The 24,964-nt window shown below is 56.8% G+C and carries 23 protein-coding genes and 2 pseudogenes; 4 read left to right on the top strand and 21 right to left on the bottom strand.

Annotation, left to right across the window (positions count from 1 at the left end):
- Window positions 1-52 precede the first annotated feature (52 nt).
- From QFW87_RS00855 to QFW87_RS00805, 11 genes are all read right to left on the bottom strand, one after another.
- Entirely contained in the window at window positions 53-1,501 is a 1,449-nt protein-coding gene (locus tag QFW87_RS00855) for an efflux transporter outer membrane subunit (RefSeq protein WP_283189588.1), read from the bottom strand.
- Complete coding sequence (locus tag QFW87_RS00850) at window positions 1,498-2,385, bottom strand: HlyD family secretion protein (RefSeq protein ID WP_283189587.1); 888 nt, start codon at window positions 2,383-2,385, stop codon at window positions 1,498-1,500. Before QFW87_RS00850 ends, QFW87_RS00855 begins: the two co-directional genes overlap by 4 nt.
- Window positions 2,382-2,591 (bottom strand): DUF1656 domain-containing protein, encoded by a 210-nt coding sequence (locus QFW87_RS00845; RefSeq protein ID WP_008148151.1) that lies wholly within the window; start codon window positions 2,589-2,591, stop codon window positions 2,382-2,384. The genes QFW87_RS00850 and QFW87_RS00845 overlap by 4 nt, the downstream gene beginning before the upstream one ends.
- A complete protein-coding gene (locus QFW87_RS00840) occupies window positions 2,588-4,660 on the bottom strand; it encodes an FUSC family protein (RefSeq protein WP_283189586.1) in 2,073 nt (690 codons plus the stop codon). Before QFW87_RS00840 ends, QFW87_RS00845 begins: the two co-directional genes overlap by 4 nt.
- Window positions 4,657-5,085 (bottom strand): MarR family transcriptional regulator, encoded by a 429-nt coding sequence (locus tag QFW87_RS00835; protein WP_056745708.1) that lies wholly within the window; start codon window positions 5,083-5,085, stop codon window positions 4,657-4,659. The genes QFW87_RS00840 and QFW87_RS00835 overlap by 4 nt, the downstream gene beginning before the upstream one ends.
- A gap of 591 nt (window positions 5,086-5,676) precedes the next feature.
- Complete coding sequence (locus tag QFW87_RS00830; RefSeq protein ID WP_283189585.1) at window positions 5,677-7,371, bottom strand: DUF2326 domain-containing protein; 1,695 nt, start codon at window positions 7,369-7,371, stop codon at window positions 5,677-5,679.
- 223 nt (window positions 7,372-7,594) lie between these two features.
- Complete coding sequence (locus QFW87_RS00825; RefSeq protein ID WP_283189584.1) at window positions 7,595-8,182, bottom strand: hypothetical protein; 588 nt, start codon at window positions 8,180-8,182, stop codon at window positions 7,595-7,597.
- Between the two features lie 2 nt (window positions 8,183-8,184).
- On the bottom strand, window positions 8,185-8,487 hold the full coding sequence (locus QFW87_RS00820; RefSeq protein ID WP_283189583.1) for a hypothetical protein: 303 nt from the start codon (window positions 8,485-8,487) through the stop codon (window positions 8,185-8,187).
- A 156-nt stretch (window positions 8,488-8,643) separates the two neighbouring features.
- Entirely contained in the window at window positions 8,644-10,107 is a 1,464-nt protein-coding gene (locus QFW87_RS00815) for a Fic family protein (RefSeq protein WP_283189582.1), read from the bottom strand.
- Window positions 10,108-10,209: 102 nt separating this feature from the next.
- Entirely contained in the window at window positions 10,210-10,455 is a 246-nt protein-coding gene (locus QFW87_RS00810) for a DUF2789 domain-containing protein (protein ID WP_283189581.1), read from the bottom strand.
- A gap of 133 nt (window positions 10,456-10,588) precedes the next feature.
- The gene (locus tag QFW87_RS00805) at window positions 10,589-11,050 is read right to left on the bottom strand and encodes a YbaK/EbsC family protein (RefSeq protein ID WP_283189580.1); all 462 of its coding nucleotides are present in this window, start codon (window positions 11,048-11,050) and stop codon (window positions 10,589-10,591) included.
- 198 nt (window positions 11,051-11,248) lie between these two features.
- Between QFW87_RS00805 and QFW87_RS00800 the strand changes: the two genes are divergently transcribed.
- From QFW87_RS00800 to QFW87_RS00790, 3 genes are all read left to right on the top strand, one after another.
- On the top strand, window positions 11,249-11,779 hold the full coding sequence (locus QFW87_RS00800) for an NfeD family protein (RefSeq protein ID WP_283189579.1): 531 nt from the start codon (window positions 11,249-11,251) through the stop codon (window positions 11,777-11,779).
- Between the two features lie 2 nt (window positions 11,780-11,781).
- Window positions 11,782-12,540, top strand: a complete 759-nt coding sequence (locus QFW87_RS00795; protein WP_283182445.1) for a slipin family protein — start codon at window positions 11,782-11,784, stop codon at window positions 12,538-12,540.
- Window positions 12,541-12,865: 325 nt separating this feature from the next.
- Entirely contained in the window at window positions 12,866-13,249 is a 384-nt protein-coding gene (locus tag QFW87_RS00790) for a DUF6124 family protein (protein WP_283182444.1), read from the top strand.
- Window positions 13,250-13,285: 36 nt separating this feature from the next.
- On the opposite strand, the pseudogene QFW87_RS00785 reads toward QFW87_RS00790, so the two are convergent.
- Window positions 13,286-13,900, bottom strand: a pseudogene (locus QFW87_RS00785) (hypothetical protein); the annotation flags it as partial.
- A gap of 42 nt (window positions 13,901-13,942) precedes the next feature.
- Window positions 13,943-14,422, bottom strand: a pseudogene (locus tag QFW87_RS00780) (biotin/lipoyl-binding protein); the annotation flags it as partial.
- A 496-nt stretch (window positions 14,423-14,918) separates the two neighbouring features.
- On the opposite strand from QFW87_RS00780, the gene QFW87_RS00775 reads away from it, so the two are divergent.
- Window positions 14,919-15,608: an NYN domain-containing protein gene (locus tag QFW87_RS00775; protein ID WP_283189578.1), complete on the top strand. Its 690-nt coding sequence runs from the start codon at window positions 14,919-14,921 to the stop codon at window positions 15,606-15,608.
- Here QFW87_RS00775 and QFW87_RS00770 read toward each other — a convergent pair.
- From QFW87_RS00770 to QFW87_RS00735, 8 genes are all read right to left on the bottom strand, one after another.
- Window positions 15,589-17,175, bottom strand: a complete 1,587-nt coding sequence (locus tag QFW87_RS00770) for an efflux transporter outer membrane subunit (protein WP_283189577.1) — start codon at window positions 17,173-17,175, stop codon at window positions 15,589-15,591. The two genes, QFW87_RS00775 and QFW87_RS00770, sit on opposite strands and share 20 nt — an antisense overlap.
- Entirely contained in the window at window positions 17,172-18,242 is a 1,071-nt protein-coding gene (locus tag QFW87_RS00765) for an HlyD family secretion protein (RefSeq protein WP_283189576.1), read from the bottom strand. The genes QFW87_RS00770 and QFW87_RS00765 overlap by 4 nt, the downstream gene beginning before the upstream one ends.
- A 26-nt stretch (window positions 18,243-18,268) precedes the next feature.
- Window positions 18,269-19,804 carry an MFS transporter gene (locus QFW87_RS00760; protein ID WP_283189575.1) on the bottom strand — a complete coding sequence of 512 codons (1,536 nt, stop codon included), beginning with the start codon at window positions 19,802-19,804 and terminating at the stop codon, window positions 18,269-18,271.
- A 200-nt stretch (window positions 19,805-20,004) separates the two neighbouring features.
- Window positions 20,005-20,931: a LysR family transcriptional regulator gene (locus QFW87_RS00755; RefSeq protein ID WP_283189574.1), complete on the bottom strand. Its 927-nt coding sequence runs from the start codon at window positions 20,929-20,931 to the stop codon at window positions 20,005-20,007.
- A 61-nt stretch (window positions 20,932-20,992) separates the two neighbouring features.
- Window positions 20,993-21,859 (bottom strand): ABC transporter permease, encoded by an 867-nt coding sequence (locus QFW87_RS00750; RefSeq protein WP_283182438.1) that lies wholly within the window; start codon window positions 21,857-21,859, stop codon window positions 20,993-20,995.
- 20 nt (window positions 21,860-21,879) lie between these two features.
- Window positions 21,880-22,740, bottom strand: a complete 861-nt coding sequence (locus QFW87_RS00745) for an ABC transporter ATP-binding protein (RefSeq protein ID WP_283182437.1) — start codon at window positions 22,738-22,740, stop codon at window positions 21,880-21,882.
- A 5-nt stretch (window positions 22,741-22,745) separates the two neighbouring features.
- Complete coding sequence (locus QFW87_RS00740; RefSeq protein ID WP_283189573.1) at window positions 22,746-23,771, bottom strand: ABC transporter substrate-binding protein; 1,026 nt, start codon at window positions 23,769-23,771, stop codon at window positions 22,746-22,748.
- 18 nt (window positions 23,772-23,789) lie between these two features.
- A complete protein-coding gene (locus QFW87_RS00735; RefSeq protein ID WP_283182435.1) occupies window positions 23,790-24,686 on the bottom strand; it encodes a TauD/TfdA family dioxygenase in 897 nt (298 codons plus the stop codon).
- Between the last annotated feature and the right edge of the window lie 278 nt (window positions 24,687-24,964).

Here is a 24,964-nt window from a genome sequence, read left to right as displayed (position 1 = left end):
TGATTGATGAGTTCGACGCGCGACCTCATCAACTCAAAGCATAGCAACGGCCTCAGGGTTTGCCGGAGTTCGTGCCTTGCGTTCGTCCGCTTTCCCAGCCGCCACCCAAGGCCAGGAACAAATCGATCTGGCTCATGGCAACCTGCGTGCTGGCGGAAGCCAGTTGCGCCCGCACGTCGGTGTAGGTGCGGGTCGCTTGCAGGTCCGCCAGGAACGATGCGCGGCCGGCCTGAAAGAAGCGGTGAGTCTGGTCTGCCGCCAGTTGCGCCGATTGCTCGGCGTCGGCCAGTGCGTCGCGACGTTGCAGCAACGCGGAGTACTGGGCCAGGCCGGTCTGAGTTTCGCGAATGGCGTTGAGCACCACGCCATCGAAATGCGCCAGTGCGCCTTGGGTGGCGGCTTCGGCCTCGCGGATTCGCGCCCGGGAGCCGTTGGACGGCACGGTCCAGGTCAGCAACGGCCCGAAACCCCAGCGATTGGTTGCCGGTTTGCCGAGGTTTTCCAGGATACCGACGGTACCCACGGTCGCGCCGATGCTGATGTCCGGGTACAACTCGCCGGTGGCGATGCCGATGCCGGCGGTCGACGCAGCCAGTCGTCGCTCGGCCTGCCGCACATCGGGACGGCGCTTGAGCAAGGTGGCGCCGTCACCGACCGGCAACAATTGCGCAATCTTTGGCAGCTCCGCGCAGCGGTCGGTGCCGGCCGGCAGTTGATCCACAGGTTTGGCCAACAGCATCGACAACCGGAACAACCCGGCCTGACGCGCCGCCTCATAACGCGGCATGTCGGCGCGCAAGGATTTGAATTGGGTTTGCGAGCGGGTGACCTGGGTTTCATCGCCACGCCCGGCGTCGCGAAGACGCTGGGTCAGCGTGGTGCTCTGGGCTTGCAAGTCGAGGGAATGCTGGGCGATTTCATACTCTTCATTGGCCGCGCAGATTTGGGTGTAAGCCCGAACGACATCGGCCACCAAGGTAATCCGCGCGGTATCGGCTGCGGCTTGAGTCGCATCGGCATTGGCTTTGGCCGCTTCGATACCGCGCTGCAACGTGCCGAACAGGTCGAACTGATACGAGGTGGTAATGCCAATGTCGCCGACGTTGGCCACCGGCACTTTCTCCGGCAGCAGGAATGCTTCGCCGGACTCCTGCAAACGCTGGGCTCCCATCTTCACCCCGCCGCTCCAGCCACCGGCCGCTTGAGCTTCATCGACCTGCGCGCGCGCTCGGGAAAGGTTCGCCGCCGCCACGCGTAAATCAGTGTTGGAGGCCATGGCCTGCTGGACCAATTGATCGAGGCGCGGATCCTGATACAAGCGCCACCAATCGCTGGGCACCGGTGCCGAGACGACATTTTTGCCGTTCACCGCCAAGTCGCCCTGCAAGTCTTCACGGTGTACGGCGGCCTCGTCCGGCAAGTGATAATCCGGCCCGACCACCTGGCAGGCCGACAGCAACAGGCCTAATCCGGTGATAGCCAAACCCGAGGCCCTGCTCATTTCGCGGGCTCCTGCTGGTGGTCATCCATAATAGAAACCGTCGCCGTGCGACCGGCGATCATGCGGAAATCCGCCGGCACATCATCGAAGGCGATCCGCACCGGAATCCGCTGGGCCAGCCGCACCCAGCTGAACGCTGGATTAACGTTGGGCAGCAAGTTGCTTCCGCTGCTGCGGTCGCGGTCTTCGATGCCGGCGACGATGCTTTCCACGTGCCCGCGCAGGCGAGCCCGGTCGCCGATCACCCGAATATCGACGCTCTGGCCGACATGAATGCCGTCCAGTTTGGTTTCTTCAAAATAACCGTCGATGTGGAACGAATTGCTGTCCACCACCGACAACACTGGCCGCCCGGCGGTAACGAATTCCTGATTGCGCGGTGCACGGTCGTTGACGTAGCCATCCACCGGGCTGCGGATGGTCGAGCGGTCAAGGTTGAGTTGGGCGCTGTCCACCGCCACCTGAGCTTCCATCAACCCCACTTCGGCGCGGGCCACCCGGGACTGGCTCTCCTCCAGTTGCTCACCCGGCACCAGATTGCCGAGGCCGCGGTTACGCTTGGCTTCGCGTTGCGCCTGAGCCAGGGTTTCCTGACGGTCGGCGACCGCCGCCTTGGCCTGGCGCAGGGCCAGTTTGAAACGGTCCTGATCAATGCTGAACAGCACCTGGCCACGTTTCACCCGTTGGTTGTCCCGCACGTCGACTCGCTGGATCAGCCCGGACACGTCCGGCGCGATCTGCACGATGTCGGCGCGAATATGGCCGTCCCGGGTCCAGGGCGCGAACATGTAATACATCACCATGCGCCAGACCACGACAACGGCGAAGGTCACGATCAGCAGGGTCAGCACCACGCGACCGATGGTCAAAAAAGGTTTTTTCATGTCATCAGGTATCGACTGAGTGAGTCCACGGCGCCGAGCAGCAAAGCGTAGAGAGCCACGTTAAACAATGCCCGGTGCCAGACCAGACGGTAAAAGTGCAGACGCGTCAGCAACCCGTGCACCAGCAGGAACAACACGTACGTAATGCCCATCAGCACCAGCAGCGTGGGCAGAAACACCCCGCTGATATCCAGATCACCGATCATAAAGGCGCTCCATCGATGCCATGGGAAAGCGGTTCTTCGAGCTCGCCGGTGCCGACGAATTCAACCCCCGGCAGCAGCGACAGGCGCAAACCGCTCAGGGCGTGCAGCAAATGCAAACGGGCACCTTCATCGCACTCCGTGTTGAGGGCACGGCGGGTGCGGTCCAGGGTCATCAGCAACGGACTCGGTGCCGGCAAACGTTCGCCGGCCTTTAGGCAGGCTTTGAAGTACTCGCCGACCTCGGCCACCACCTGGTGCAGCAGCACTTGCGGTACGCCGAGGACTCGCGGTGTATAGGCGAGCAAATCCAGCAAGTTCAGCGCCACGCGCACTTCCCGCAGGGCGATGCCCGTGTTCTGGCCGGCCATGGCCAGGCGCGGCAAATGCTGCATCAGTCGATCGAGCATCTGCACACCCAAGTGCCGATGCTCAGACAACGTGGCCGGTTCGGTCAGGCTGACAATGTCGCGCCAGCTGAAACGGGTCAGGCGCTTGGACGCCAGTTCGGAACCGAACGGCCGGGCGATCAGGGTCCAGACGAACGCGAACAACAAGCCCACGGGACCGGCCAGGTTGGAGTTGGCGAAACTGAGGAAATCCGCGTCGTAGGCGCCCTGAATGCTGATGAAGGACGAGGTGTTGACGAGGGTCAGCAGCATGCCCAGATAGAACTGCGGCTTGACCGTCAGGGTGCCGATGCAAATGAACGGCACGGCAAACGCCAGCACCAGCATCGGAAAGTCATGCAGGTTGGGCAGGACCAGAAACAGATAAAGACTGGCGAACAACACCGACATCGCCGTCCAGAAAAAGAACCGGTAGATCTGCGGCGCCGGGTCGTCCATCGAGGCGAAAAAGCTGCACGCCACCGCCGCCAGAATCACCGCGGCGCCGCCGTCGGTCCAGCCGAGCAGAATCCACAGCACCGAAGCGACGATGATGGCGGTGACCGTAGACGCCGCCGAATAGAGCATCAGCCCACGGTCGAGAAACGGCGACAGCCGACCCAGCCGCCAGTGGCGATAAACTGCGCGCCAGCTGTCCTGGCTTTCGCACTGGATGGCGTACTGCAGGCTGCGACAGTCCTGCCACACATCAATCCATTCGCCGAGGCGATACAGGGCATTGGAGAACAGCAACTGCTTGCGATCATCCAACGCTTCGGCGGACGGTTGCAGCGCTTCGAGTTGATCTTTCAGCGCTTGCCAGCGCTCGAGGTCGGCGTCTTTGTGGTCGAGCCATTCGGTGGTCGCGGCCAGCAACGGCGCGAACTTATCCACAAGCTCGGGCGTGCGCCGCTCAAGGGCATAGAGTGCGTCGTCGAGGGCATCAATCACCGGCAGCAAATGAATCATGCGACCGCGCAGTTCCTTAGTGTTGCGCACCGTTTGCGGCCGCGCGCCTTCGTGGGGCAACTGACCGATCATCAATTCCAGCGTGTTGAAGGTCGCGACCATCGAGGAGCGCAGCGCGCTGACTTCGTCCGGCTGCACGTTGCGGCTGAGAAAACGCAGGCTGTAAGTCGAGGCATCGGCAAACCATTTGCTTACCGAATCGTTGAACACCGGCGCCAGCCGCCGGGGCCAGAACATGGCGCCAACCACCGCCGCCACGGCGATGCCGAGGAAGATTTCTTCCGTCCGCGCTTCGGCCACGTCCCACACCCCCAACGGGTTATCCACCACCGGCAGAGCGATCAGCGGCAAGGTGTAACCGGCGAGCATCAGGGCGTAACTGTTGGCCGTGCGCAGGTGCAGCGACAGGAACAGCAGAATCCCGGTCCACAGCGCAATGACCACCACCAGCACATAAGGGCTCTGGACAAACATCGGCACGAAAAAAACCGCGGCGGCGGCACCGAGAAGGGTGCCGACGGCGCGGTACAACGCCTTGGAACTGGTAGGGCCGACAAACGGACTGGAAACGATGTAGACCGTGGCCATCGCCCAATAAGGCCGGGGCATTTGCATGAGCATGGCGATGTACAACGCGATCATCGACGCCGCGAACGTTCGCACACCGTAGAACCAGTCCCGCGCCGGGGGCATGCCGGTAAAAAATCCGCTCAAGGGTTGATCACCGGCAGATGATTGGCCGATTCAAAAGCCCTCAGCACCCGCAACGCCGCTTCCAGATCACGCTGATCGATCCCTTCGAGCACTTCATGGCGCAAGCGCACCAGCTCGATTTCGACGGCTTGCACCAACTCACGACCCGTCTCGGTCAGGCTCAGGCATTTGGCGCGACGATCATGGGCGTCTTCGGTACGGCAGACGTAACCGGCATGACACAACTGATCCAGCAGGCGCACCAGGGACGGACTCTCCATCCCGGCCGCCTGCGCCACCGTCACCTGCCGCACACCCTCGCCCAAACGCCCGATCATCAACAACGGAACGGCGCAGGCTTCGGAGATTCCATAGTTGACCAGCGTGGTCTGGCAGATCTTCCGCCAATGCCTGGCGGCCACCACCATGGAGCTGCTGATGTTCATCTGGAGAGCGTCGAGGTTCTTCGGCACGAGGGGAAACACACACTGTTAGTTTGCTAACTATCAATATGGCATTTGAGGGGAAAGTTGGTCAAGTTTTGAAACAAATTCGTCGATATCTAGGCCTCGCAGACCCGACGAACGGTCCAACGCTGCCAGTAAATTTCGACGTTACCGACGTCGATTATCAATGTAGTGATTGCAACGCAAATTGTATGGAGATCACGCATTAATCAAATTTTTTCAATCCCTGCGAGCACCATGAGTAAATGCCGAAGCGAAGGCGCTTAAGAAACAGTATTAAATTTCAACTATTGTTACAATTTATAGATATATGGACACTCACGAAGGATCAATCGCCAGAATATTTATGTCGATGATCCAATAACAAATCGCCAGCTCCCCAAATATAAACTAGCGGAATCGCCAATATTCTCAAAAGATAAAAAAATGCTATCTGTAGGGCAGGAATGGTCTATTAATCGGCCTTGAGTATTCGATTTTTTGGCATGACTCACAGAGATGAGAAGTTAAGTCTTGCAACCGACCCTGACCACCCTAACTTTTATTAGCCATTAAACATTGCACAACACATCAAAAAGAAAAGAATTTATCAACTGATGACAACTTCAGTACGATATTATCCTTCTTAAAACCATCACTTAGCAAACTTAGCTTATCATTTAGAATCGCAATTACTGTCTGAATTCCTCTATCGTTTGCCAACTTAATCAGAGAGACAAGTTTATCTTCATCAGCCGACTCTAAGTAGTCCTGAATATTAAAATGTATAAATCTAGCTCCGCTTTTATTTAAGAAATCAACCAATGCCATGTCGAACGCCATCGCCGCAGCTCTGGGAACTCCATCCCCGGTATTTTTGTTCTCATTAATTATAGAGAATGATAATTCCCCGTCGGAGTTTGTATCTGCTTTTAATATGTTTTTGTAGGTAGAGAATAATTCTAAAGTGATTTGACCATAGCATTCATTGAAAGCTGTAAGCTTCTTATTAAAGTCATTTAGTAAATCTTCAATTTCAGCCTTAAGCTTGTCTAGAGAAGTCTTTTTTACTCTTATTTCCGCTGTAATCGATTTCGTTGTTTCAGCCAGATAGGAAAATTTCCCTCTCTCTTCAACTTTTTGCTGGATATCTCGTTCAAGTAAAATAAACCCACTGAAATGACCTTCATGCGAAAGGTCTTTAATAAGGTTTTTTTCCAGGTCTAACGATTTTTCCAGTACTGTTTTTTTCTCAAAAATATCGCCCTCTAAAGCCAGTCGCTGGCCTCTAACATATAGAGCTTTTCGTGAAAAAATCGAATTATGAAAAGCAATAGTTTCTTCCAGCGATCTCGCCAGACTTGGCAAAATGATATTTGCCTCATTGTATATCGCTTCAACAACCGAACTATCTATGTCTGAGATACTAGCCTCATATTTCTCAACAGTTCGATTTACGTAAACAAGTCTGGCTTCCAAATTCGCTATTTCAGTAGAAAGCGAAGCAATCGTCTCTCGCGAACGCCGTAATCTAGCTAAAGCTTCCTCCTGAATACCAGAGAGATCATAGCTTCCCTCTTTTTGCAGCAGAAGCTCTATTTCCAAGTCGAGAGCTGCGACTCTATCTCTACAGTCTCGTTCATCACTCCCATTCAACAAACTTTCTTTACGAAACTCAAGACTTTCGATTTCTTGCTTAAGTGCTATTTCAGCAGCTAATTTTTCCAGCCCTACAAACCCAAATAAATATGAATAAATAAGGGTGTATTCGTCATTTGTTGTCCAACTTGTCAAATATCGAAGCGAATTGTTTGATGTAGCTCTGGAGATTCTAAGAAATTTATTCTTTATTGTATTAAATGATGGAGTTAGCGTGGTATGGCCGAACAGCGTAGCTAGCGCTAATTTAAAACCATCCTGAGATTTATATTCAGAATCATCTATCCAGTTTAATCGCCTAATGACAACTCTACTTTTTTGTTGAACCTGCTCAAACTTCCTGGTGATTACACGTTGTTGCCCACCAACAAAGATGGAGAGTTTAAATAATACTTCACCACCAATCAAAAATTCTCGAACACTATCATTTATGTTGTTATTATCAGGATCTTTCCACAAGCTTTCGCCGTCAGAGCCTAAGCAAAAATTTATTGCCCTTAAAGATGTGCTTTTCCCTATTTGGTTTCCGTCATGCCCGTCATTAGTAATGATATTAATTCCATCCTTGAAATTTATATCTCGAATAACATTGCCACTCTTGATAACTTTAAAATTAATCAGTTGCATGACATAACATCCCCTGTCTCAGTCAGCTCCACAGCCCCAACAACAAACAACCAGTCAAGCCCATACATCAAGTATGAAAGTGAAATATCTTCATACTCCAGTTTATATCGTCTATATAACTCCACGGGGCTAACACTGCCAAGTTTTAACGCCGCCAGAATTTCTAGAATATTGCCACCAATAACATACAAGCTTCTGCTGGGGGACTGTAGACTTGAAATAATCACACTGGCTCTTCCAGAATTTTACAGTTTATAAACCCATAGCAAACTATTAACTCCTTGGCTGCTTTCACTAACTCAACGGGAGAGGTTGAAGAAACATGTGCTCCAGACAAAATATCCAATGACACCAAAGAGATGATTTTATCTGAGTTTTGACATATGGCTTCTTTAGCCGCTTCACTATCAAGCGGATCAATATTACCTTCAAGAAAAATCTTTTTCTTAACGTCTTTGTACTTTTGGTTTATTGCCCACAAAAAGGTTTCTTTAGACAGTGGACTTTCATCGTCAACACAGTCAATTAAACTTTCTATCAGCGCCATATAACCGCTTTGCTCTCGCAAATCTTCTGCGTAAATCTTGACGCGATTAAAGGTTATTTTCACTTCAGTTTCTGGATACTTAGGAGCCTGCATTGCCGAATTAAACTGTGGTCTGTACACCTCAACGATCTTTATAATTAGCGGATTGAGGACTGAAGGCAGGCCTGATAAAGACTTAACAATATTCAGATTAACGCTTCCAGGACCGGTGTTTAGGACAGCAACACCATCATCTTGGGCGGATATACTGTTATCGAAAGCCATTATCACTTATCCTTGTTGATATTGACCGTACCGCTACCTGAATTGTTTACCGCATTAGCATTATCACGGGCCGAAATGCTGATACTAGCTTTTTTATTTGATGACGCGTGAATTAACATCAACATTAATGCAATTACTACCGTAGCCCCCAAGCTGTAGAGAAAAGCCTTATATGTTTGATCTGGTGTCATTGCTGAAAACATTCCAATTTTCAACCATTCCACATGCATAGAATAAAACAGCGCAGCGGCAACAACTGCTAGTCCACCGCCAGTTTTGAGCGAAGCTTTCAAAAAATCCAACATCAACTTTTCCCTGTCAAAGTATTACAACTATATTATTGTTGCCAACGCCGACGGGTAATATTTATACACCCCATACGCAAACGCACCAATAATATCTTTATGCCATCACCCTGTCTATCTTTTCGCTTTAGAAGCGAGCATCCATATGCTTTGAATTCAGTGTTTACTTGCAGACTCCTCAATAAACGCAAAAACCTCCTCCGACACGCTGTACTGAAACTGCTTGCGTCGGTGCTTCGAGACCTTGCCGTCGTTGTCCAGACACATCATCACCAGCTTCGACAAATCGCTGCCGCGAACATCGAAACGCTGATTTACCGCTTTGACTACACGGTCGTAACGGTCCAGAAACTCAGTTTCCTCACGCAGTTCGATTTCCAGCGCGCGTCGCGCCATCTGCAAGGTGAATTCGACGCAGCGGGTGGCGTCCCAGAAGCGATAAATGGACGGGTGGCCGATGAACTCGAAAACCATCTGATCAGCGTCCAGCCAAGTGACATTCCAAAAATCACGAGCAGGTTTTGAGAAGTCCTTCAGCGCTTCCAGGTAGTTCGCCTCCTCGTGTTTCATGGCCACGGAGACGGGCAGGAGCAACCCATTTTCCAAGGCGCCGGAATGGCAAAGGGTCTGATGAATCAAGAAACGTGAAAGTCGGCCATTGCCATCCATGAACGGATGAACGAAGACGAATCCGAAAGCAGTCACAGCAGCCGCCACCAGTGGGTCGACTTGACTTGAAGACTGATTGGCGAAGTTCATCAACTCTTCCATCAGTTCACGACACAGGTCCGGTGCAGGCGGGACATAGCTGACGCCAGCGGCGCCACGCAAACCGTTATGCAGATGATTTTGTTCGTGGCGAAACAGGACAGCTTTGTCGAAAGGATTGGAAACCGTGCTGTTCTGCAGTTCGACCAGATAGTCTTCACTCAACTCGCGCCCTTCATGGGCCTGGCGCAGCAGTTGAACAAAGCGGCGAGATTTTTCTTCGCTGGGTTCTTCTTTCTCGATGGCGAAGGAATCACGGGTTTCGTGCAGGTAAGCCCAGTTGATGGCGCGGTCCATCATTTCAGGCGGTAATGTCGCCATAAAGGCTTTAGCGCGGCCGAGAATGTCGAGACTGAGCAAGGCTTCGAGTTCAGGAGTTCGTTCTACGGTGGCGCAGTAGCGCATAGAACCCAAGCCGTTAAAATCAACGCGCCAGCGGCTATTGCGCAGGGCTGGCCCAGTTACATAGCGCTTGGGATCAAATAGTGGAACAACACTGCCCCGAACCGGCATCGAATACTCAAGTTGTTGCCCGGTGAAGCTCTCCCACAAGAAGCAGGCTTTGCGGATGAACACGCCATTCGGGGATTTGGCCAACTCATCCAGCAGTTGCTCAGCAGAAACAGCTTCAAGCGCCTGGGCAAGGATGCAGAGGTTGACGCCTTCGTGCTTGAGGGCAAAGAGAATATGCTCAAGCATCGAGCCCTGAGCAGGTGCAACAGACTGGGGAACGGCCAAGCAATCACCGATCAATGTGATTCGAGTGACTGGCTTGATCATCGCTGCGCGTTTGGGTATGAAAGCTTTAAGGCGAAGCGCATCACGGAGGTAGGCGTATCCAACAACAGGCATGGCGAGCGTCCACAGAAAAAATTCACTTTGGGCGATTAAAGCTCAGATTTTTTTACCACTCACCAGTTTTTTTTACATTTCGCCATTTTCACTCAGATTTTTTTACACCCCCCGCCCCTTCCTCAACAAGACATCCAGCTGATCCACCACCTCCGCCCAATCGGCGTCCTCCAGAATATCGTCACGCAGGAAATCCGCCTGGCTCTTGCTCCAGAAGAACGCATCCGCCAGGTGCAATTCGGGTTTGAGCGGTGAATGGGTGGCGATGAATTTATCGATGCTTTCGGCGTCATCAGGCAGGCCGAGTTGTTTGAACAGGTTGGGGAGGCTGTGGGTTGGGGATTCCATGTCGAGCTCCTTCGCGTTGGCTGAATAGTGACCGCTTCGCGGTCAATCGCGAGCAAGCTCGCTCCCACAGGAATCGCGTCACCCTGTGGGAGCGAGCTTGCTCGCGATGGCGATGTTACTGACGCCGCAAAAACTACTGACTCAACTCGCACACTTCAGCATGCGGCACCATTTTCAGGAATTCCGGCACGCTCATGTGCACCAGGTTGTTGTGGTTACCCGCCTCCAGGTAGATGTCTTTTTGCCGGGTCAGCAGTGGGTCGATGACCATGTCGATGCCATAGGATTCGCCCAACGCAGGCACCGCGCCGCGTTCGCAATCCTGGAACAGATGCGCCAGGGTACTTTCCCGGGTGATCTGCCATTCGCCACTGCCGCGTACTTTGCTCAGGTCCAGGTGACGGCTCGCCGGCAGCACAGCCATCAGGAAATGACCGTGGTGGTCGTCGAGGATCACCGATTTGGCCACCCGTTCGGCAGGAATACCCGCGACCCGCGCCGTTTCAAGGCTGCTGGCCGAGTGCGGATGGGTGACGACGTCAAATTCGCAGTGAGCCTTATTGAGGCTTTCCTGCACAGTTCTTGCCATACGCATGATGCACCTCGGAGTCCGCATTAACGTTTCACGGACGATGGTTAAACCTTTTCTCTCCACTAAAAGTCTAGGCCCGCTGACGCCATCGCGCGGGAAATCTGCCCGCCGGAACAACGTCAACAACTGATCAAAATTCGTACAATTCAGAGCTCAGCTAGACTGTATAAAGAACCATCAATGACTCTCCCGGAGGGTCACGTGAACACTCGTTGTTGTGCAGTTGCGCTGCTGTTGGCCTTGAGCGGATCGGTACTCGCGGCGGACACCGTCGTCCTGCTGGTGCCCAACCCCATCGGGATCTGGCTGATCACGTTCGGCATCGCGTTTCTGATCGCCGAGGCAGCCCTGCCCAATTACGGAGTGATCGGTCTGGGCGGCATTGTGATGTTCGTGATCGGTGCGGTGATTATGACCAACACCGAGGTGCCTGTTCCGTTGATGATCGGCCTGGGCCTGATCAGTGCCCTGTTGCTGATTTTCCTGCTGATCCACGCCCTGAAAACCCGACCGCGCGAAAACGTCAGTGGCGATTCAGGACTGGTGGGCAGCGTGACCCCGGTGATGTCGCTGACCGGCAATGCCTACAACGGTTGGGTGCACCTGCAAGGAGAAAAGTGGCAAGTACTCAGTGCCACACCGCTGCAACCCGGGCAAAGGGTCCGGGTGGTGGCACGCAAGGGATTATTGCTGGAAGTGGCCGCGGCTGACGCGGCGCCGGGTGGAGAATAACCATGGGCTTGCAACTGGGTTTTGCCGCGCTGCTGTTACTGGTGATTGCACTGGCGGGGTCGACCTTTCGCATCCTGCGCGAATACGAGCGCGGGGTGGTCTTCCAGCTCGGGCGCTTCTGGCAGGTCAAAGGCCCTGGCCTGATCCTGCTGATTCCGGTGGTGCAGCAAATGGTTCGCGTCGACTTGCGTACCGTGGTCCTCGACGTACCACCGCAAGACGTGATCACCCGCGACAACGTCTCGGTCAAGGTCAACGCGGTGCTGTATTTCCGCGTCCTCGATCCGCAGAAAGCGATTATTCAAGTTGAAGACTTTCTCATGGCCACCAGCCAATTGGCTCAGACCACCTTGCGGGCAGTGCTCGGTAAACATGAACTCGATGAGCTGCTGGCCGAGCGTGAGCGGTTGAACATCGACATCCAGCAAGTGCTCGACGCCCAGACCGATGCCTGGGGCATCAAGGTCGCCAACGTCGAGATCAAGCACGTGGACCTCAACGAATCGATGGTCCGCGCCATCGCCAAACAGGCCGAAGCCGAGCGGGAACGCCGGGCCAAGGTGATCCACGCCGAAGGCGAATTGCAGGCCTCGGAAAAGCTCATGCAGGCCGCAGAAATGCTCGGGCGCCAGCCTGGGGCCATGCAGCTGCGCTATATGCAGACGCTGAGTTCGATTGCCGGGGACAAGACGTCGACAATCGTCTTTCCGCTGCCGATCGAGTTGCTCAAGGGGATGGCGGATTTGTCGTCCAAGCCCTGACTTTTCCTACAGACACCAACGTCCGGTAATCCCATCGGAGATTTCCTTCAAGTTGTAGCGGTGTTGGTGAACTTGTTCCGGCCCAAACCCAGGTCTAGTCTGGCTTTGTCACTGAATAAACGGTGACACGGACGTGCAAGTCCGACGAAACTGTTTAGGCCGCAATTGCCATGGCTCATTGCTTTATGGCGGCTGCGCGCAGGAGATCTTCGGATCTGCTGGGTGTCCTAAACAGTCCCGGTCTTGCACACCTGCGCACGGCCGCCACCCAATTCGCGTGCAAACGAACGGTGACGGTTCCTACTTACTGTTTAGGGAATTTTATATGTTCAAGGTATCTCCAAATCCGCCAGACAACTCTGGCACCCCGTCCGAAGAATCACTCGAAGACGAAAAACTCAAAGAAGCCGCCGAACGCGCCTTCGCCCACTACTTCCCCCCGACCGCCGAAAAACCGCCCAAACACCGCAAAGGCAACCTCTTCACCGTCGCCCCCGATGTCAACACCGAATCCCTTCTGGCCAACGCCTCCGAAGACCTGCTGTCCATCAGCGCCATCGCTGCCAATCTGGCGGACGATGTGGACGGGACGCGGCGCTCCGTAGCCCTGGCGCTCAGCCGAATGGCCGATGGCGTGCAGTTGCTCGTAGAGCGAGCGCTGGATCATTGGGAGGAGTCGGAGATCATGCAGGCTCGGGTCAAGGTTTAGTCGGGTAGGTTTGTGGTGAATTGACCACCGCCATCGCTAGCAGCGCTCGCTCCCACAGTTGATCTTCAGTGAACACAGCTTCTGTGTACGACCGAGATTCAATGTGGAAGCGAGCCTGCTCGCATTGGCGCCAGTGCCGTCGATACATGACTCAGCAACTAGCGCCTCATAAGGCTCTCGCGTCCAACGCTCCACACGTTCGTGCAAAAGCGCCGTGGCCTCGCGACGCTTGTCATCGCTGTCCCCGACAAACACTTCTGAAGGCCGTTTGGCATGCTGCCCCACCGCCGCAAACACTTGCTCACGCCGCACGTCATCCAATCCAAAAATCAGCCAACCGCCCGGCCATAGCCGTCGGCAATTCGCTGTAATTCACCGCCAACCCGCCAAACGTCCGGCATTGCGCCAACCCTGCTTGCAGCAACCGCCCCAACCGCCATGCGATGAAGTCCTCTCGACCAGCAAACGGCAACTCATCATCGAGCACACTAGCCCCGATCATCCCCGGCACCATGTGCGACGCTCGACGTCGGGCAAGTCGCTGCGCAATAGCGCATCCAGCGGCGGTGCTTCACAGATCACGATGTGGTTGTCGAGTTGAGCGAGCATTTGGCTGATGAGGGTCGAGCCGCACCGAGACGCATGAAAGATGGCGGGGTGTCACCGAACCGGCACCAGTGGACGAGCCATTTCCTTGCGCTCGACGACCTGGCCATCGAACGGCGCCAGCACGCTGCAGCGTTTGACCTGAACCTGATAAACCTGGGATTGCGCCTGAGTCTCGCTGACCTTGGCCTCGGCCCGCGCCACTTCAAAACGCCCGACCGAATTCAGCGTCGCCAGTTGCTTGTTGTGGGACAGCTCTTCACCAGCGCCACGGCTGGCAGCCAGGGCAGCATTGAGCTGGGCCTGATAAGCCGAACAGTCAAAACGTGCCAGGGTGTCGCCCTTCTTGAACGACTCGCCCTCACTGAACGGCAACTCGACAATACGCCCGGACAACTCACTGGCGAGCACCGCCTGATCCCGGGCACGCAGCACGCCACGGGCCTCGCTGCTGGTGTTTGCACTGCCGCTGCTGTCCAGCAGCGGATCATCTGGCGCAGGTGTTTGCGCCTGTGCTACGCACGTTACAAAGGTCAATCCAATAACCCACACACGAACAAGTCGCATAACCGTATCTCCCTGACGGATGAGCGGAGTCTATGACAGCGTGGGTGGGCGTCAAGCAGATAGATGTCCTTTGATAGAAATGTGCTGTTTCAAAATAGACAAATTTCTCAGCACAGATACTTGGGCTTTCCTTCAGTACCTTTCGGTAATAAATCCCACATCAAATTGGGAACATACATTCAATCGATACGGAGAGCAGCGGTGGACACTTCAAACTTTTATCGAAATGCAGCACCTCGACACTCTTCCTGTAGCAATCACTAATAGATCAGGCCAACAACGCCTTGACCATCACCTAGGCCGGTGATCAAAACTGACTCGCCGGCGCTGGAGTGCATGCCGTCGTGCAGCTCCTGGTCAATCGGTGGTTGACGTGCGTGGCGAGCACGACTTAGGATTGCTCCAACTCAACCCCGTACGTAGAGATTCAGTTCTCTGGCAGTTGGGGTGAAGAAACCGGCCTAGGCCGGTTTTTTCGTTTTTGAGGATTAAGTTAGTGCGCACCGCTTTTTTTGTTGATGGCTACAATCTGTTTTACGGGTTGCTCGCGGGCACTCCCTATAAGTGGCTCAACCTCAAAGACCTGCTGGCCCATGTCGCACATATCGAAAACCCGCAAAGCTCAATCATCTCCGTTGATTACTTCACTTCTTCCGTCAAACCGATACTCGCCACTCGGGGCAGAATCTCGAAAGAGGCTCAAGACTCCTATGTGCGAGCACTGAAAGCGACCAAAGTAGCAGTGCACTATGGCCGGCACTCGCTCGAGCCGGCGAAAGCTCCGCGCTTCATAGACAGGAAAACAGGTGCTTCACGTCAAGACAAGGTCGACATTTGGAAGCTTGAAGAGAAAGAAACGGATGTTCACATCGCGATCAGCATGTACCGCACTGCTACCAAGCAAGCCGCTCTTGAAGTGCATGACCGTATTGAACAACTCGTACTGGTTTCCAGCGACACAGACATGACTCCAGCCCTTAAAGCTATTCGCGAAGATTTTCCTGACATAACTATCGGGGTCATTCTTCCTCATCGAGCTGAATTGAACTGTCCTTCACCAGGTTCGCTAAAGGAACATTCCCATTGGATGCGTCGAGTCATCTCCGCAGAAGAGTTGCAGTCACACCAGTTCCCGGAACGCGTGCCTACCCGTAAAACGCCTGCCATCAAACCGGATTACTGGTAACGACGCTAGCCAACGGATACACCGACTCCCATCCCCCACCCAACGCCTTGTATAACCCGACCATCGCCAGCGACACCCCGGTCGAACTCTCCACAAACTGCTCCTGAGTCGCCAGCAACGCGCCTTGCACCGTCAGCACGTTCACGAAATCCACCACCCCTTCCACATATTGCTGTTGCGCGGTACGTAGGGCGATCTGGTTCTGGCGGACGGCTTCGGCGAGGCTGTCGCGACGCAGTTGGCTGGCGTTGTAAGCCGTCAGTTGATCGTCGATTTCATGCCAGGCGCGCAGCACGGTTTGCTGGTAGGCGATAGCCGCTTCCTGTTGTTGGGCTTCGCGCAAATGCAGCACGCCGCGCAGGCGACCACCGTCAAACAGCGGCAGGCTGAATTGCGGGCCGATACCGAACGAACGCGAGCCCCAGGAGCCGAAATCGCTGAGCTGCATGGCTTGCGATCCGATGTTGCCCGACAGGGTTATCCGCGGATAGAAATCACCCTTGGCCACACCGATGCTCGCTGTCGCGGCATGCAGGCGGGCTTCGGCCTGGCGGATGTCCGGGCGGCGTTTGGCCAGTTGCGACGGCAGGCCGATAGCGACCTGACGCGGGGTTAGTGGCACCGGGGCGTCTGTGGATAACTCGGCAGACAGCGCTTGCGGCGGCTCGCCCATCAACAGGCTCAAGGCGTTGATCAGTTGCGACTGGCGTTGCTCCAGCGCTGGCAGGCGCGATTCGATGGCTGCAACTTGCGCGGCAGCTTCGGCAACGTCTAGGTCGGTGGCGACACCGTCGGCCAGGCGCAGCTGCGAGAGTTTCAGGCTATGACGGGCGACGTCGAGGTTCTGCTCGGTGACGGCTCGCGTGCGTTGCACACCGCGCAGCTGAATGTAGTCCTGAGCGGTCTCGGCCAGGACCGACAGCAGCACGCCGCGTCGGTCGTTTTCCGCGACTTCCAGGGTGGCATCGGCGGCTTCGGTTTCGCGGCGCACACGGCCCCAGAAATCCAGTTCCCAGGACGCGGAGAAGCCTGCGTCCCACAGGTTGTAAGCCGAGTCGCCATTGTGTCCCGACGGATCGTTCAAGCCTTCGCCGCTGTTGCGTTTACGCCCGTAGCTACCAGTGGCGGCGGTATTCGGGTAACGGTCGGCGGTGATCACCTGACGCACAGCGCGGCTTTGCTGCAAACGGCTGCTGGCGAGTTTCAGGTCGAGGTTGTCGGTCAAGGCGCGTTGAGTCAGGGCCGAGAGTTTCGGGTCGTGGAACACCTCCCACCAGCGTTCGTCCATGGTCTCGGCGATGGCTTGGCTGGCGGCGGACTTGGATGGTGTCGACCACTCGGCGATTTGCGGTGCCTGAGGCTTTTGAAAATCCGGGCCGACTGTGCAGGCTGAAAGGCTCATGACGAACAAGGCACAAAGGGTGAGTTGAGGCTGGCGGCCTCTTCGCGAGTAGGCTCGCTCCCACAGGGGATCTCCACTTGTGCAGAGATTGCGTGCATTACACAGATCCAATGTGGGAGCGAGCTTGCTCGCGAAGACGTCAGCCCTATCAATGAAAACCTTCATCGTTGCGCGACCTCATGCTCATCGGCGCTGGCGCTTGCAGTATCAATACTCGCCTCAACCGACATCCCCACGCGCAACCGCTCGACCAATGCCTGACCCGGATCAAGGACGATTTTCACCGGAATCCGCTGCACCACCTTGGTGAAGTTACCGGTGGCGTTGTCCGGCTTAACCGAGGCGAACGTCACACCCGTGGCCGGTGCGATGCTCTCGACGCGACCGCTCAGGACCTCGCCGCCGAGGCTGTCGACACGCACTTGCACGTCCTGCCCCGGCTGCACGTCGGTCAGTTGGGTCTCCTGAAAATTGGCGACCACATAGGCCTGCGCAAGCGGCACCACCGCGAGGATTTTGCTCCCCGGCGTGACATAGGCACCGACCCGAACGGCGCGCTCGCCGACCATACCGTCCTGAGGTGCAACGATGCGGGTGTAGGAGAGCTCGTAGCTGGCCATTTCCAGCGCCGCTTGCGCCCGTTTCAACCCTCCTTCAGCCGCGTCACGCTGGGCGGTGAGGACTTCCACCTGCTTGCGCTCCGCCGCCAGCATCGCCGTCACGATAGCCAACCGCGCGGAAGCCTGATCGATGCGAGTCCGCGCTTGTTGAGCGTTCTGCACCGTGCCGGCGCCCACCCCGGCGAGATGGTTGTAGCGATTCAGTTCATGCTCGGCGAAGGCCATTTCAGCCTTGGTCGACACGACCGTGGCCTGGGCCTGAGCGATCACCGAAGCCTGACGTTCAAGGGTCGCACGGGCATTTTGCAGTTGCGCCCTGGCCACCAGGGTTTCAGCGTCTGCCGCTTGGGCGGCGGCACGCAGATCACGGTCATCGATCAACGCCAGCAACTGCCCGGCCTTGACCTGCTGGTTGTCCTCCACCAGCACTTCCTTGATGAAGCCAGCCACGCGAGGCACCACCAGCGTGAAATCCGCCGAGACAAAGGCGTCATTGGTGTTCTGCTGGGTGCGCTTGCCGAACAGGCCGGGCGCCAGCCAATAAACCAGCACCCCGAGCGCCACCACCGCGGCGACGCCAACGGCCACTTTTTGCTTTGATTGAGTCGTCATAAAAACCTTCTGTTTCAGTGAAGCATTCAAGTCGGCGCGCGCGGCGGATAGATCCGCGTCGGCAGCCAGAAAATCAGCAGGATCAGCGCCAGTGCGACGCCGGCCATGCACAGATAAAGATCCGATGCCGTCAGCACCACGGCCTGCTCATGCAGCCGGTGGGCAAGGCCCGCGCTGTCGCTGTCGACCAGGGGTGAGTTGCCGAGGTTGTCCACCAGCATCATCGAGTGGAAATGCAGCCTTGAAGTGGTCAACGCCTCCAGCACACCGGTGGCGATCACCGCCGCCAGGCCTTTTACGGTGTTGAACCAGGCCGAAGCGAAGGGCCCTTCCATCGGGCTGATGCTGCCGGTGGAGAGCATCAACAACGGCAGCACCGCCATCGGCTGACCGAAGATTTGCAGCAGTTGCAGCCCATAGAAGTCGTCGCGAATCCACACCGACGTCAGCTGCGACCCACCGATGCAGGACAGCGCCAGCATGCTCAGGCCGATCCCCAGCACCCAGCGGCAATCGACCCAACGCAGGTTGCACAGTGCCGCCACCAACGGCAGCGCGATCAACTGCGGCAACGCCGCCAGCAACATGATCGGCGCAGTCTGAACCGGGCGATAACCCTGCACCTGCGCCAGATAGCTGGACGGAATGATGATCACCGCCAGCAGCACCACCAACACCCCGGCCAAGGTCAGCAAAGCGAACGATAGATTGCGGATACCGAGCATCTGCATCTTGAAAAACGGCATCGGTTGTGACCATTCGTTGATCAGGAACAGCACCAACAGCAGCAACCCGCCACCGAGCAATCCACAGATCAGGCTCGACTCGAACCAGTCCAGCCGATTGCCTTGCAAAATGCCGATCACCAGCATGCAGATCGCCGGAAAACCCAGCAGCAAACCGCGCCAGTTGAATTGTTTGAAGCGCGCCAGGCGCAACGGGTCCTGGGGCAAGCCATACGCCACCGCGACCGTGGCGATCAGGCACGGTGCGATGATTTGCCAGAAGGTCCACTGCCATCCGACGTGTTCGGTCCACAACCCGGCCAGCGGAGTGCCGAGCCCTGGGCCGAACGTCGCGCTCAGGGCATAACCGGCCAGACCATAAAGCTTCACGTTGGCCGGCAAAAAACGCAGCGCGACGGTCATCAGCATCGGCGGCAACGCACCGCCCGCCAGGCCTTGCAAGGTGCGCATGACCAGCAGGCTTTCGTAGTTTGGAGCGAACGGGCACAACACGCCCAACAGGGTGAATGCACTGATGGCGCAGAGGGTGAACCGTCGCAGCGAGAACGTCACCGAGCACCACGGCGCAAAAGCCATGGCCGCCACCGAGGTCGCGGTGTAACTGGCGACCAGCCAGGTGCCTTCGTCGTAGCCGATGGCCAACGCGCCGCGAATGTCGGCCAGGGCAACCTTGGTCACCATTTCGTTCAGGCCTGACACCAGCACTGCCAACAACACGCCCACCAGACCGATGATGATCCGCGGACCAAAGACAAGTGGCGTGACGGCAGCCGGGCTGGCCGCGGCGAGAGGTGCCGTGACCGTGAGGGAAGTCATGACTGCAAGCTCCGGGGTTTGAATACCGAAGCATTTTAAGAAGCGCGGGACTTTACGAAAATTGACTTATTGGCAGCTTATAAGTGCGTTTGATGCAGCAATACAGAACCCTGTGGGAGCGGGCTTGCTCGCGAAGGGGCCATCACATTCAGCATCAATGGTGACTGATACACCGCTTTCGCGACCCAGTAGATCCGTGATCAGCTTGAGGTGGGTCGTGCGGCCAGCCACGTCTCGTCGCAGCAGGTTTTGAGGGTCTCGCGCAGCCAGCGATGGGCCGGATCCTTGTCGAAACGTGGGTGCCAAGACTGGGTCAGCATTATGGTCGGCAGCGGAATCGGCAGGGTGAAGGAACGCAGCTTCAGGCCCAGTCGCAGGACGCTCAGCAATGCCTCCTTGGGCACCGGCAGAATCAAATCGGAATCAGGCAAGGCAAACATCGCGGCATGGAAACTCGGCGCAATCACCGCCACCCGCCGCTCCAGCCCCAACGCATTGAGCGCGGTATCAATCGGGCCACGGGCGATGCCGCGGCGGGACATGCTGATATGGGAAAACCCGGCGAAACGCTCGGCCGTGATCTCTTCGTTGAACAGCGGATGGTCTTCACGAACCAGGCCGACGAAATGAGTAGAGAACAGATTCTGAATCTTCACTTCCGGGGTCAATGGCCGGGTATTGCTGATGCTCAGGTCAATCCGCCCTTCGCGCAGCGCCTCATCATCGCCATCGCCTTCCGGCACAAAACGCAGTTCGCAGTGCGGCGCCTGGCGATCCAGGGTGTCGAACAGTTTCCCGCCGTAAACACCGACGAAAAAGTCATTGGCGCGAATGCTGAACCGACGGCGCAACGTGCCCAGCTCCACCGCATCGGCCGAACGAAACAACAGCGCGGCCTGCTCCACCACGTCACGCACCTGCTCGCGCAACGCCAGCGCCTTGGGCGTCGGCACCAAACCACGGCCGGCGCGCACTAGAATCGGATCGCCGATGGCCTCGCGAATGCGCGTCAGCGTCCGGCTCATCGCCGCCGGGCTGAGGTTCATGCGCCGCGCGGCGCCCACCACACTGCCCTCGTCGAGCAAGGCGTCGAGGGCGACCAACAAGTTCATGTCCGGGAGTTGCATGCTGAGCACTCGTGTCTGATCTGGATTGAGTCAGACGCAATGCTAGCAGATCAAACATTGTTCAACGCTGCATCCCCCAACGCTTCACCGTGACCCGCTCCAGCGTACTGAACACCAGGTTTTCCACCAGCAAGCCGATCAGGATCACCACCGCCAACCCGGCAAACACCTTGTCGGTGTACAGCTCATTGCGGTTCTGGAAGATGTACCAGCCCAAGCCGCCCTTGCCACTGGTGGCACCGAACACCAACTCAGCGGCGATCAGCGTGCGCCAGGCAAAAGCCCAGCCGATTTTCAGCCCGGCGAGAATCGATGGCAGTGCTGCCGGGATCAGAATGAACAGCACGAAGCGCATGCCTTTGAGGCCGTAATTACGCCCGGCCATGCGCAGGGTTTCCGAGACGCCAAGAAACCCGGCATAGGTGTTCAAGGCCAGCGCCCAGAGCACCGAATGCACCAACACAAAAATCAGACTGTTCTGTCCCAGGCCGAACCACAGCAGCGCCAACGGCAACAGCGCAATCGCCGGCAGCGGGTTGAACATCGAGGTCAACGTACTCAGCAGATCGCGACCGAACTGCGTCGACACCGCCAGGGTGGTCAGGGCAAACGCCAGGACGATGCCGATCAGGTAGCCCTTGAGCAGCACCACCAGGGAAATCCACACCTTGCCCAGCAACTCGCCACTGAGCAAACCGTCATACAGCGCGCTGCCGGTTTGCAGAAAACTGGGCAGCAACAGGTCGTTGTTCTGAACACGGGCAACCACTTCCCAAAGCACCGCGAGCAAAATCAGGATCAGACTTTTACGCACCCAGCCCTGTTGCCAGAGGCGCTGACCGAGCGGTAATTCACGTTCCAGCGGCACGCTCGTCAGCGGCGGCAACACCGTTTCAAACTCTTCACGCGGGGATGATAAAAGGCTCATCGGGCACTCCTCTCAATGGCTCAATAAGCGATGCGGATGTCGGAGAAATCCAGCTCACGCTCGGTTTGCGGGGACTGACCTTCATCGAACAACAACCGATGAATGCGCCGCGCCGACTCCTGAAAGGCCACGCCGCCGAGGCTGTGCAAGTCGTATTGATGGCTGTGGACTTCCGCCCGCACCCGCCCCGGATGCGGCGACAGCAGCAGAATCCGATTGCCCACCACCAACGCTTCTTCAATGGAGTGCGTGACGAACAGCAGCGTGAAGCGCACTTCTTCCCAGAGCAGCAGCAATTCTTCCTGCATCTTGCGGCGAGTCAGCGCATCGAGGGCGGCGAAGGGTTCGTCCATCAAGAGGATTTTCGGCTGCATGGCCAGCGCACGAGCAATCGCCACCCGCGCTTTCATGCCGCCGGACAAGGTATGCGGGTAGGCGTCGGCAAACGCCGCCAGACCGACCTTGTCCAGGTAGTGCAGCGCTCGCTCCTCGGCCTCTTTGCGCTTGAGGGTTTTCGAGGCAAGCAGCGGAAACATCACGTTCTGTTTGACGGTTTTCCACGGCGGCAGTTGATCGAATTCCTGGAACACCACGATCCGGTCCGGCCCCGGGGCATGAACGGTTTGCCCCTGAAGACGGATTTCCCCTTCACACGGCTGAATGAACCCGGCGACCGCCTTGAGCAACGTTGATTTGCCGCAACCGGACGGACCGAGCAGCACAAAGCGGTCCGCCGGATCGATTTCAAAACTGACCTGATGGGTCGCACGAACCACCCGCTGAGGCGTGCGGTATTCGAGGCTGGCGTTGTCGACCGACAGCAGCGCTTGGGCTGCCGCGATCGGTTTGCTGACCGTGTGGCCTTGCAAAGGGGCGTTCATCTCGGTCAGCTCCCTTGCAGCGGTTTGGCGTCCTGGAAGAAGTAGTCCTTCCACGAGTCCGGTTTGTTTTTGATCGCGCCGACGCGGTAGAGGAATTCGGCCAGCGGGTAAGTATTTTTCGGCGTGACGCTGAATTCGAACTGCGGGTTATCGATGATTTTCAGCAGCGCGGCACGATCGATTTTGGCCTTGGTGACACGGATGTACGTGTCCGCCGCCGCACCTTTATCGTTCTGGGCAAACTCGGCCGCCTCAGTCAGCGCCTGGACGAACGCCTTGTAGGTTTTCGGGTTCTCGTCGCGGAATTTCTCAGTGGCGAACAGCACCGTCGGCGAGTTCGGGCCGAGCACGTCATTGGAGTTCAGCACAACGTGGACGTTAGGGTTGGCCAGCTCTTGATCCTGGAACGGCGGGTTGGAAAAGTGTCCGGTCAACTCGGTGCCGCCGGCAATCAGCGCCGCCGTGGCGTCGGGGTGCGGAACGGCGATGGTGTACTTGTCGAGGCGATTGAATTCCTTGTCGCCCCACTGCTTGGCGGCCGCGTATTGCAGGATGCGTGACTGCACCGACACGCCGACCGCCGGTACCGCGATGCGGTCCTTCTCGGTGAAGTCAGCGATGGTTTTGACCTTGGGATTGTTGCTCACCAGGTAGTACGGGAAGTTGCCGAGGGAGGCGACGGCTTTGACGTTCTGCTTGCCGTGGGTGCGGTCCCAGATGGTCAGCAGCGGACCGACGCCCGCACCGGCAATATCAATGGAACCGGAGAGCAACGCATCGTTGACTGCCGCCCCGCCGGAGAGCTGGGTCCAGTCGACCTTGATGTCGATGCCTTCCTGCTTGCCGTACTTCTCGATCAGGTTTTGATCGCGCACCACATTGAGCAACAGGTAAACGATGCCGAACTGCTCAGCGATGCGAATTTCACCTTCAGCGTGGGCCACGGTCGGCGCCACCAGGCCGCCGGCGATCAGGCTGAAACCCAGGCCAATGGCCGCGGCCAGCGGTGCAAATGGAAGACGTTTGGACATGAGAGTTTCTCCGACAAATCAGAAAGGCGCGTCGCCCTGGATGGTGGTGCGATACAACTTGCGGCGCAGGTAGCTTGGGCATCCGGCGGCGAGATGAATCAGCGAACGGTTGTCCCAGAACACCAGGTCGTGGGCCTGCCATTGATGGCGGTAGATGTTTTGCGGCAGCACGCTGTGGGCGTAGAGCTCGTCGAGCAGTTGCTTGCTTTCGTCTGCCGGCAAACCAACGATGCGGGTGGTGAACCCCTCGCTGACGAACAACGCCTTGCGGCCGTTTTCCGGGTGAGTGCGAACAATCGGGTGGACCACTTCAGCGACCTGAGCCAGTTGCTCAGGCGTCAGCGTCGGGCGCCAGTTGCCTTCGAATTTGGTCTCGCTGTAACGCGCCGTGTAAGAGTGCGCGGCCGACCGACCTTCGACGGCTTTACGCAGCGCTTCGGGAAGGTTGTCCCAGGCTTTGTGCATGTCGGCGAAGAGCGTGTCGCCGCCCTCGGACGGCAGCTCCTGGGCGTGCAGCATCGAGCCCAGGCTTGGCAGTTCTTTATAGGAAAGGTCGGAATGCCAGAACTTGCCGGCGTCACCGAGGCCAATGGACTGGCCGTTTTCAATGATGTTGGAAACGATGAGGATTTCCGGATGCCCGGCCAGCAGGAATTGCTTGAGCACATGAATCTGCAACACGCCGAAACGGCGGCTGAAGGCGATGTGCTGCTCGGGGGTAATGCGTTGGTCGCGGAACACCACGACGTGATGATCCAGGTGCGCGCGGTGGATGCGGGCGAAGTCCTGATCATTGATCGGGCGGGACAGGTCGAGGCCGATGATTTCGGCACCGACGGCGTCACTGAACGGGCGGATGTCGAAGGTTTGCGGCGCGATGTTCGCGGCGCTTGGGGAAGCCGTTGCTGCAGACATAAATCACTCCCACGCACGGCACGCTCAAGGGCGCGCGCGTCGATCAAGAAACTCACGGAGGTCCCGTGTTGGTTCGTGTCGTGCGGCGCGCCGATTGGTCGGCAGGTGCACAGGGGAGTGACTTTATAGATATAAGAACTGAAATTTAAATACCGTTAGCGAATAACGATATGGCATTTGGTTGCGCCGCTCTTGAGGCCGTCTTCGCGAGCAGGCTCGCTCCCACAGGGAATTTGTGACCGGCACAGAACCCATGTGGGAGCGAGCCTGCTCGCGAA

The organism is Pseudomonas sp. PMCC200344, from assembly GCF_030053095.1.
Classification (GTDB): Bacteria; Pseudomonadota; Gammaproteobacteria; order Pseudomonadales; family Pseudomonadaceae; genus Aquipseudomonas; species Aquipseudomonas svalbardensis.
The sequence above is the reverse complement of the archived record's forward strand: the minus strand, read 5'-3'. Positions and strand labels throughout refer to the sequence as shown.

What these genes read in the sequence shown, in the direction of transcription:
- QFW87_RS00855 (WP_283189588.1), bottom strand. Translation starts at nt 1,501, where the DNA reads ATGAGCAGGGCCTCGGGTTTGGCTATCACCGGATTAGGCCTGTTGCTG.
- QFW87_RS00850 (WP_283189587.1), bottom strand. Translation starts at nt 2,385, where the DNA reads ATGAAAAAACCTTTTTTGACCATCGGTCGCGTGGTGCTGACCCTGCTG.
- QFW87_RS00845 (WP_008148151.1), bottom strand. Translation starts at nt 2,591, where the DNA reads ATGATCGGTGATCTGGATATCAGCGGGGTGTTTCTGCCCACGCTGCTG.
- QFW87_RS00835 (WP_056745708.1), bottom strand. Translation starts at nt 5,085, where the DNA reads ATGAACATCAGCAGCTCCATGGTGGTGGCCGCCAGGCATTGGCGGAAG.
- QFW87_RS00830 (WP_283189585.1), bottom strand. Translation starts at nt 7,371, where the DNA reads ATGCAACTGATTAATTTTAAAGTTATCAAGAGTGGCAATGTTATTCGA.
- QFW87_RS00825 (WP_283189584.1), bottom strand. Translation starts at nt 8,182, where the DNA reads ATGGCTTTCGATAACAGTATATCCGCCCAAGATGATGGTGTTGCTGTC.
- QFW87_RS00820 (WP_283189583.1), bottom strand. Translation starts at nt 8,487, where the DNA reads ATGTTGGATTTTTTGAAAGCTTCGCTCAAAACTGGCGGTGGACTAGCA.
- QFW87_RS00815 (WP_283189582.1), bottom strand. Translation starts at nt 10,107, where the DNA reads ATGCCTGTTGTTGGATACGCCTACCTCCGTGATGCGCTTCGCCTTAAA.
- QFW87_RS00810 (WP_283189581.1), bottom strand. Translation starts at nt 10,455, where the DNA reads ATGGAATCCCCAACCCACAGCCTCCCCAACCTGTTCAAACAACTCGGC.
- QFW87_RS00805 (WP_283189580.1), bottom strand. Translation starts at nt 11,050, where the DNA reads ATGCGTATGGCAAGAACTGTGCAGGAAAGCCTCAATAAGGCTCACTGC.
- QFW87_RS00795 (WP_283182445.1), top strand. Translation starts at nt 11,782, where the DNA reads ATGGGCTTGCAACTGGGTTTTGCCGCGCTGCTGTTACTGGTGATTGCA.
- QFW87_RS00790 (WP_283182444.1), top strand. Translation starts at nt 12,866, where the DNA reads ATGTTCAAGGTATCTCCAAATCCGCCAGACAACTCTGGCACCCCGTCC.
- QFW87_RS00770 (WP_283189577.1), bottom strand. Translation starts at nt 17,175, where the DNA reads ATGAAGGTTTTCATTGATAGGGCTGACGTCTTCGCGAGCAAGCTCGCT.
- QFW87_RS00765 (WP_283189576.1), bottom strand. Translation starts at nt 18,242, where the DNA reads ATGACGACTCAATCAAAGCAAAAAGTGGCCGTTGGCGTCGCCGCGGTG.
- QFW87_RS00760 (WP_283189575.1), bottom strand. Translation starts at nt 19,804, where the DNA reads ATGACTTCCCTCACGGTCACGGCACCTCTCGCCGCGGCCAGCCCGGCT.
- QFW87_RS00755 (WP_283189574.1), bottom strand. Translation starts at nt 20,931, where the DNA reads ATGCAACTCCCGGACATGAACTTGTTGGTCGCCCTCGACGCCTTGCTC.
- QFW87_RS00750 (WP_283182438.1), bottom strand. Translation starts at nt 21,859, where the DNA reads ATGAGCCTTTTATCATCCCCGCGTGAAGAGTTTGAAACGGTGTTGCCG.
- QFW87_RS00745 (WP_283182437.1), bottom strand. Translation starts at nt 22,740, where the DNA reads ATGAACGCCCCTTTGCAAGGCCACACGGTCAGCAAACCGATCGCGGCA.
- QFW87_RS00740 (WP_283189573.1), bottom strand. Translation starts at nt 23,771, where the DNA reads ATGTCCAAACGTCTTCCATTTGCACCGCTGGCCGCGGCCATTGGCCTG.
- QFW87_RS00735 (WP_283182435.1), bottom strand. Translation starts at nt 24,686, where the DNA reads ATGTCTGCAGCAACGGCTTCCCCAAGCGCCGCGAACATCGCGCCGCAA.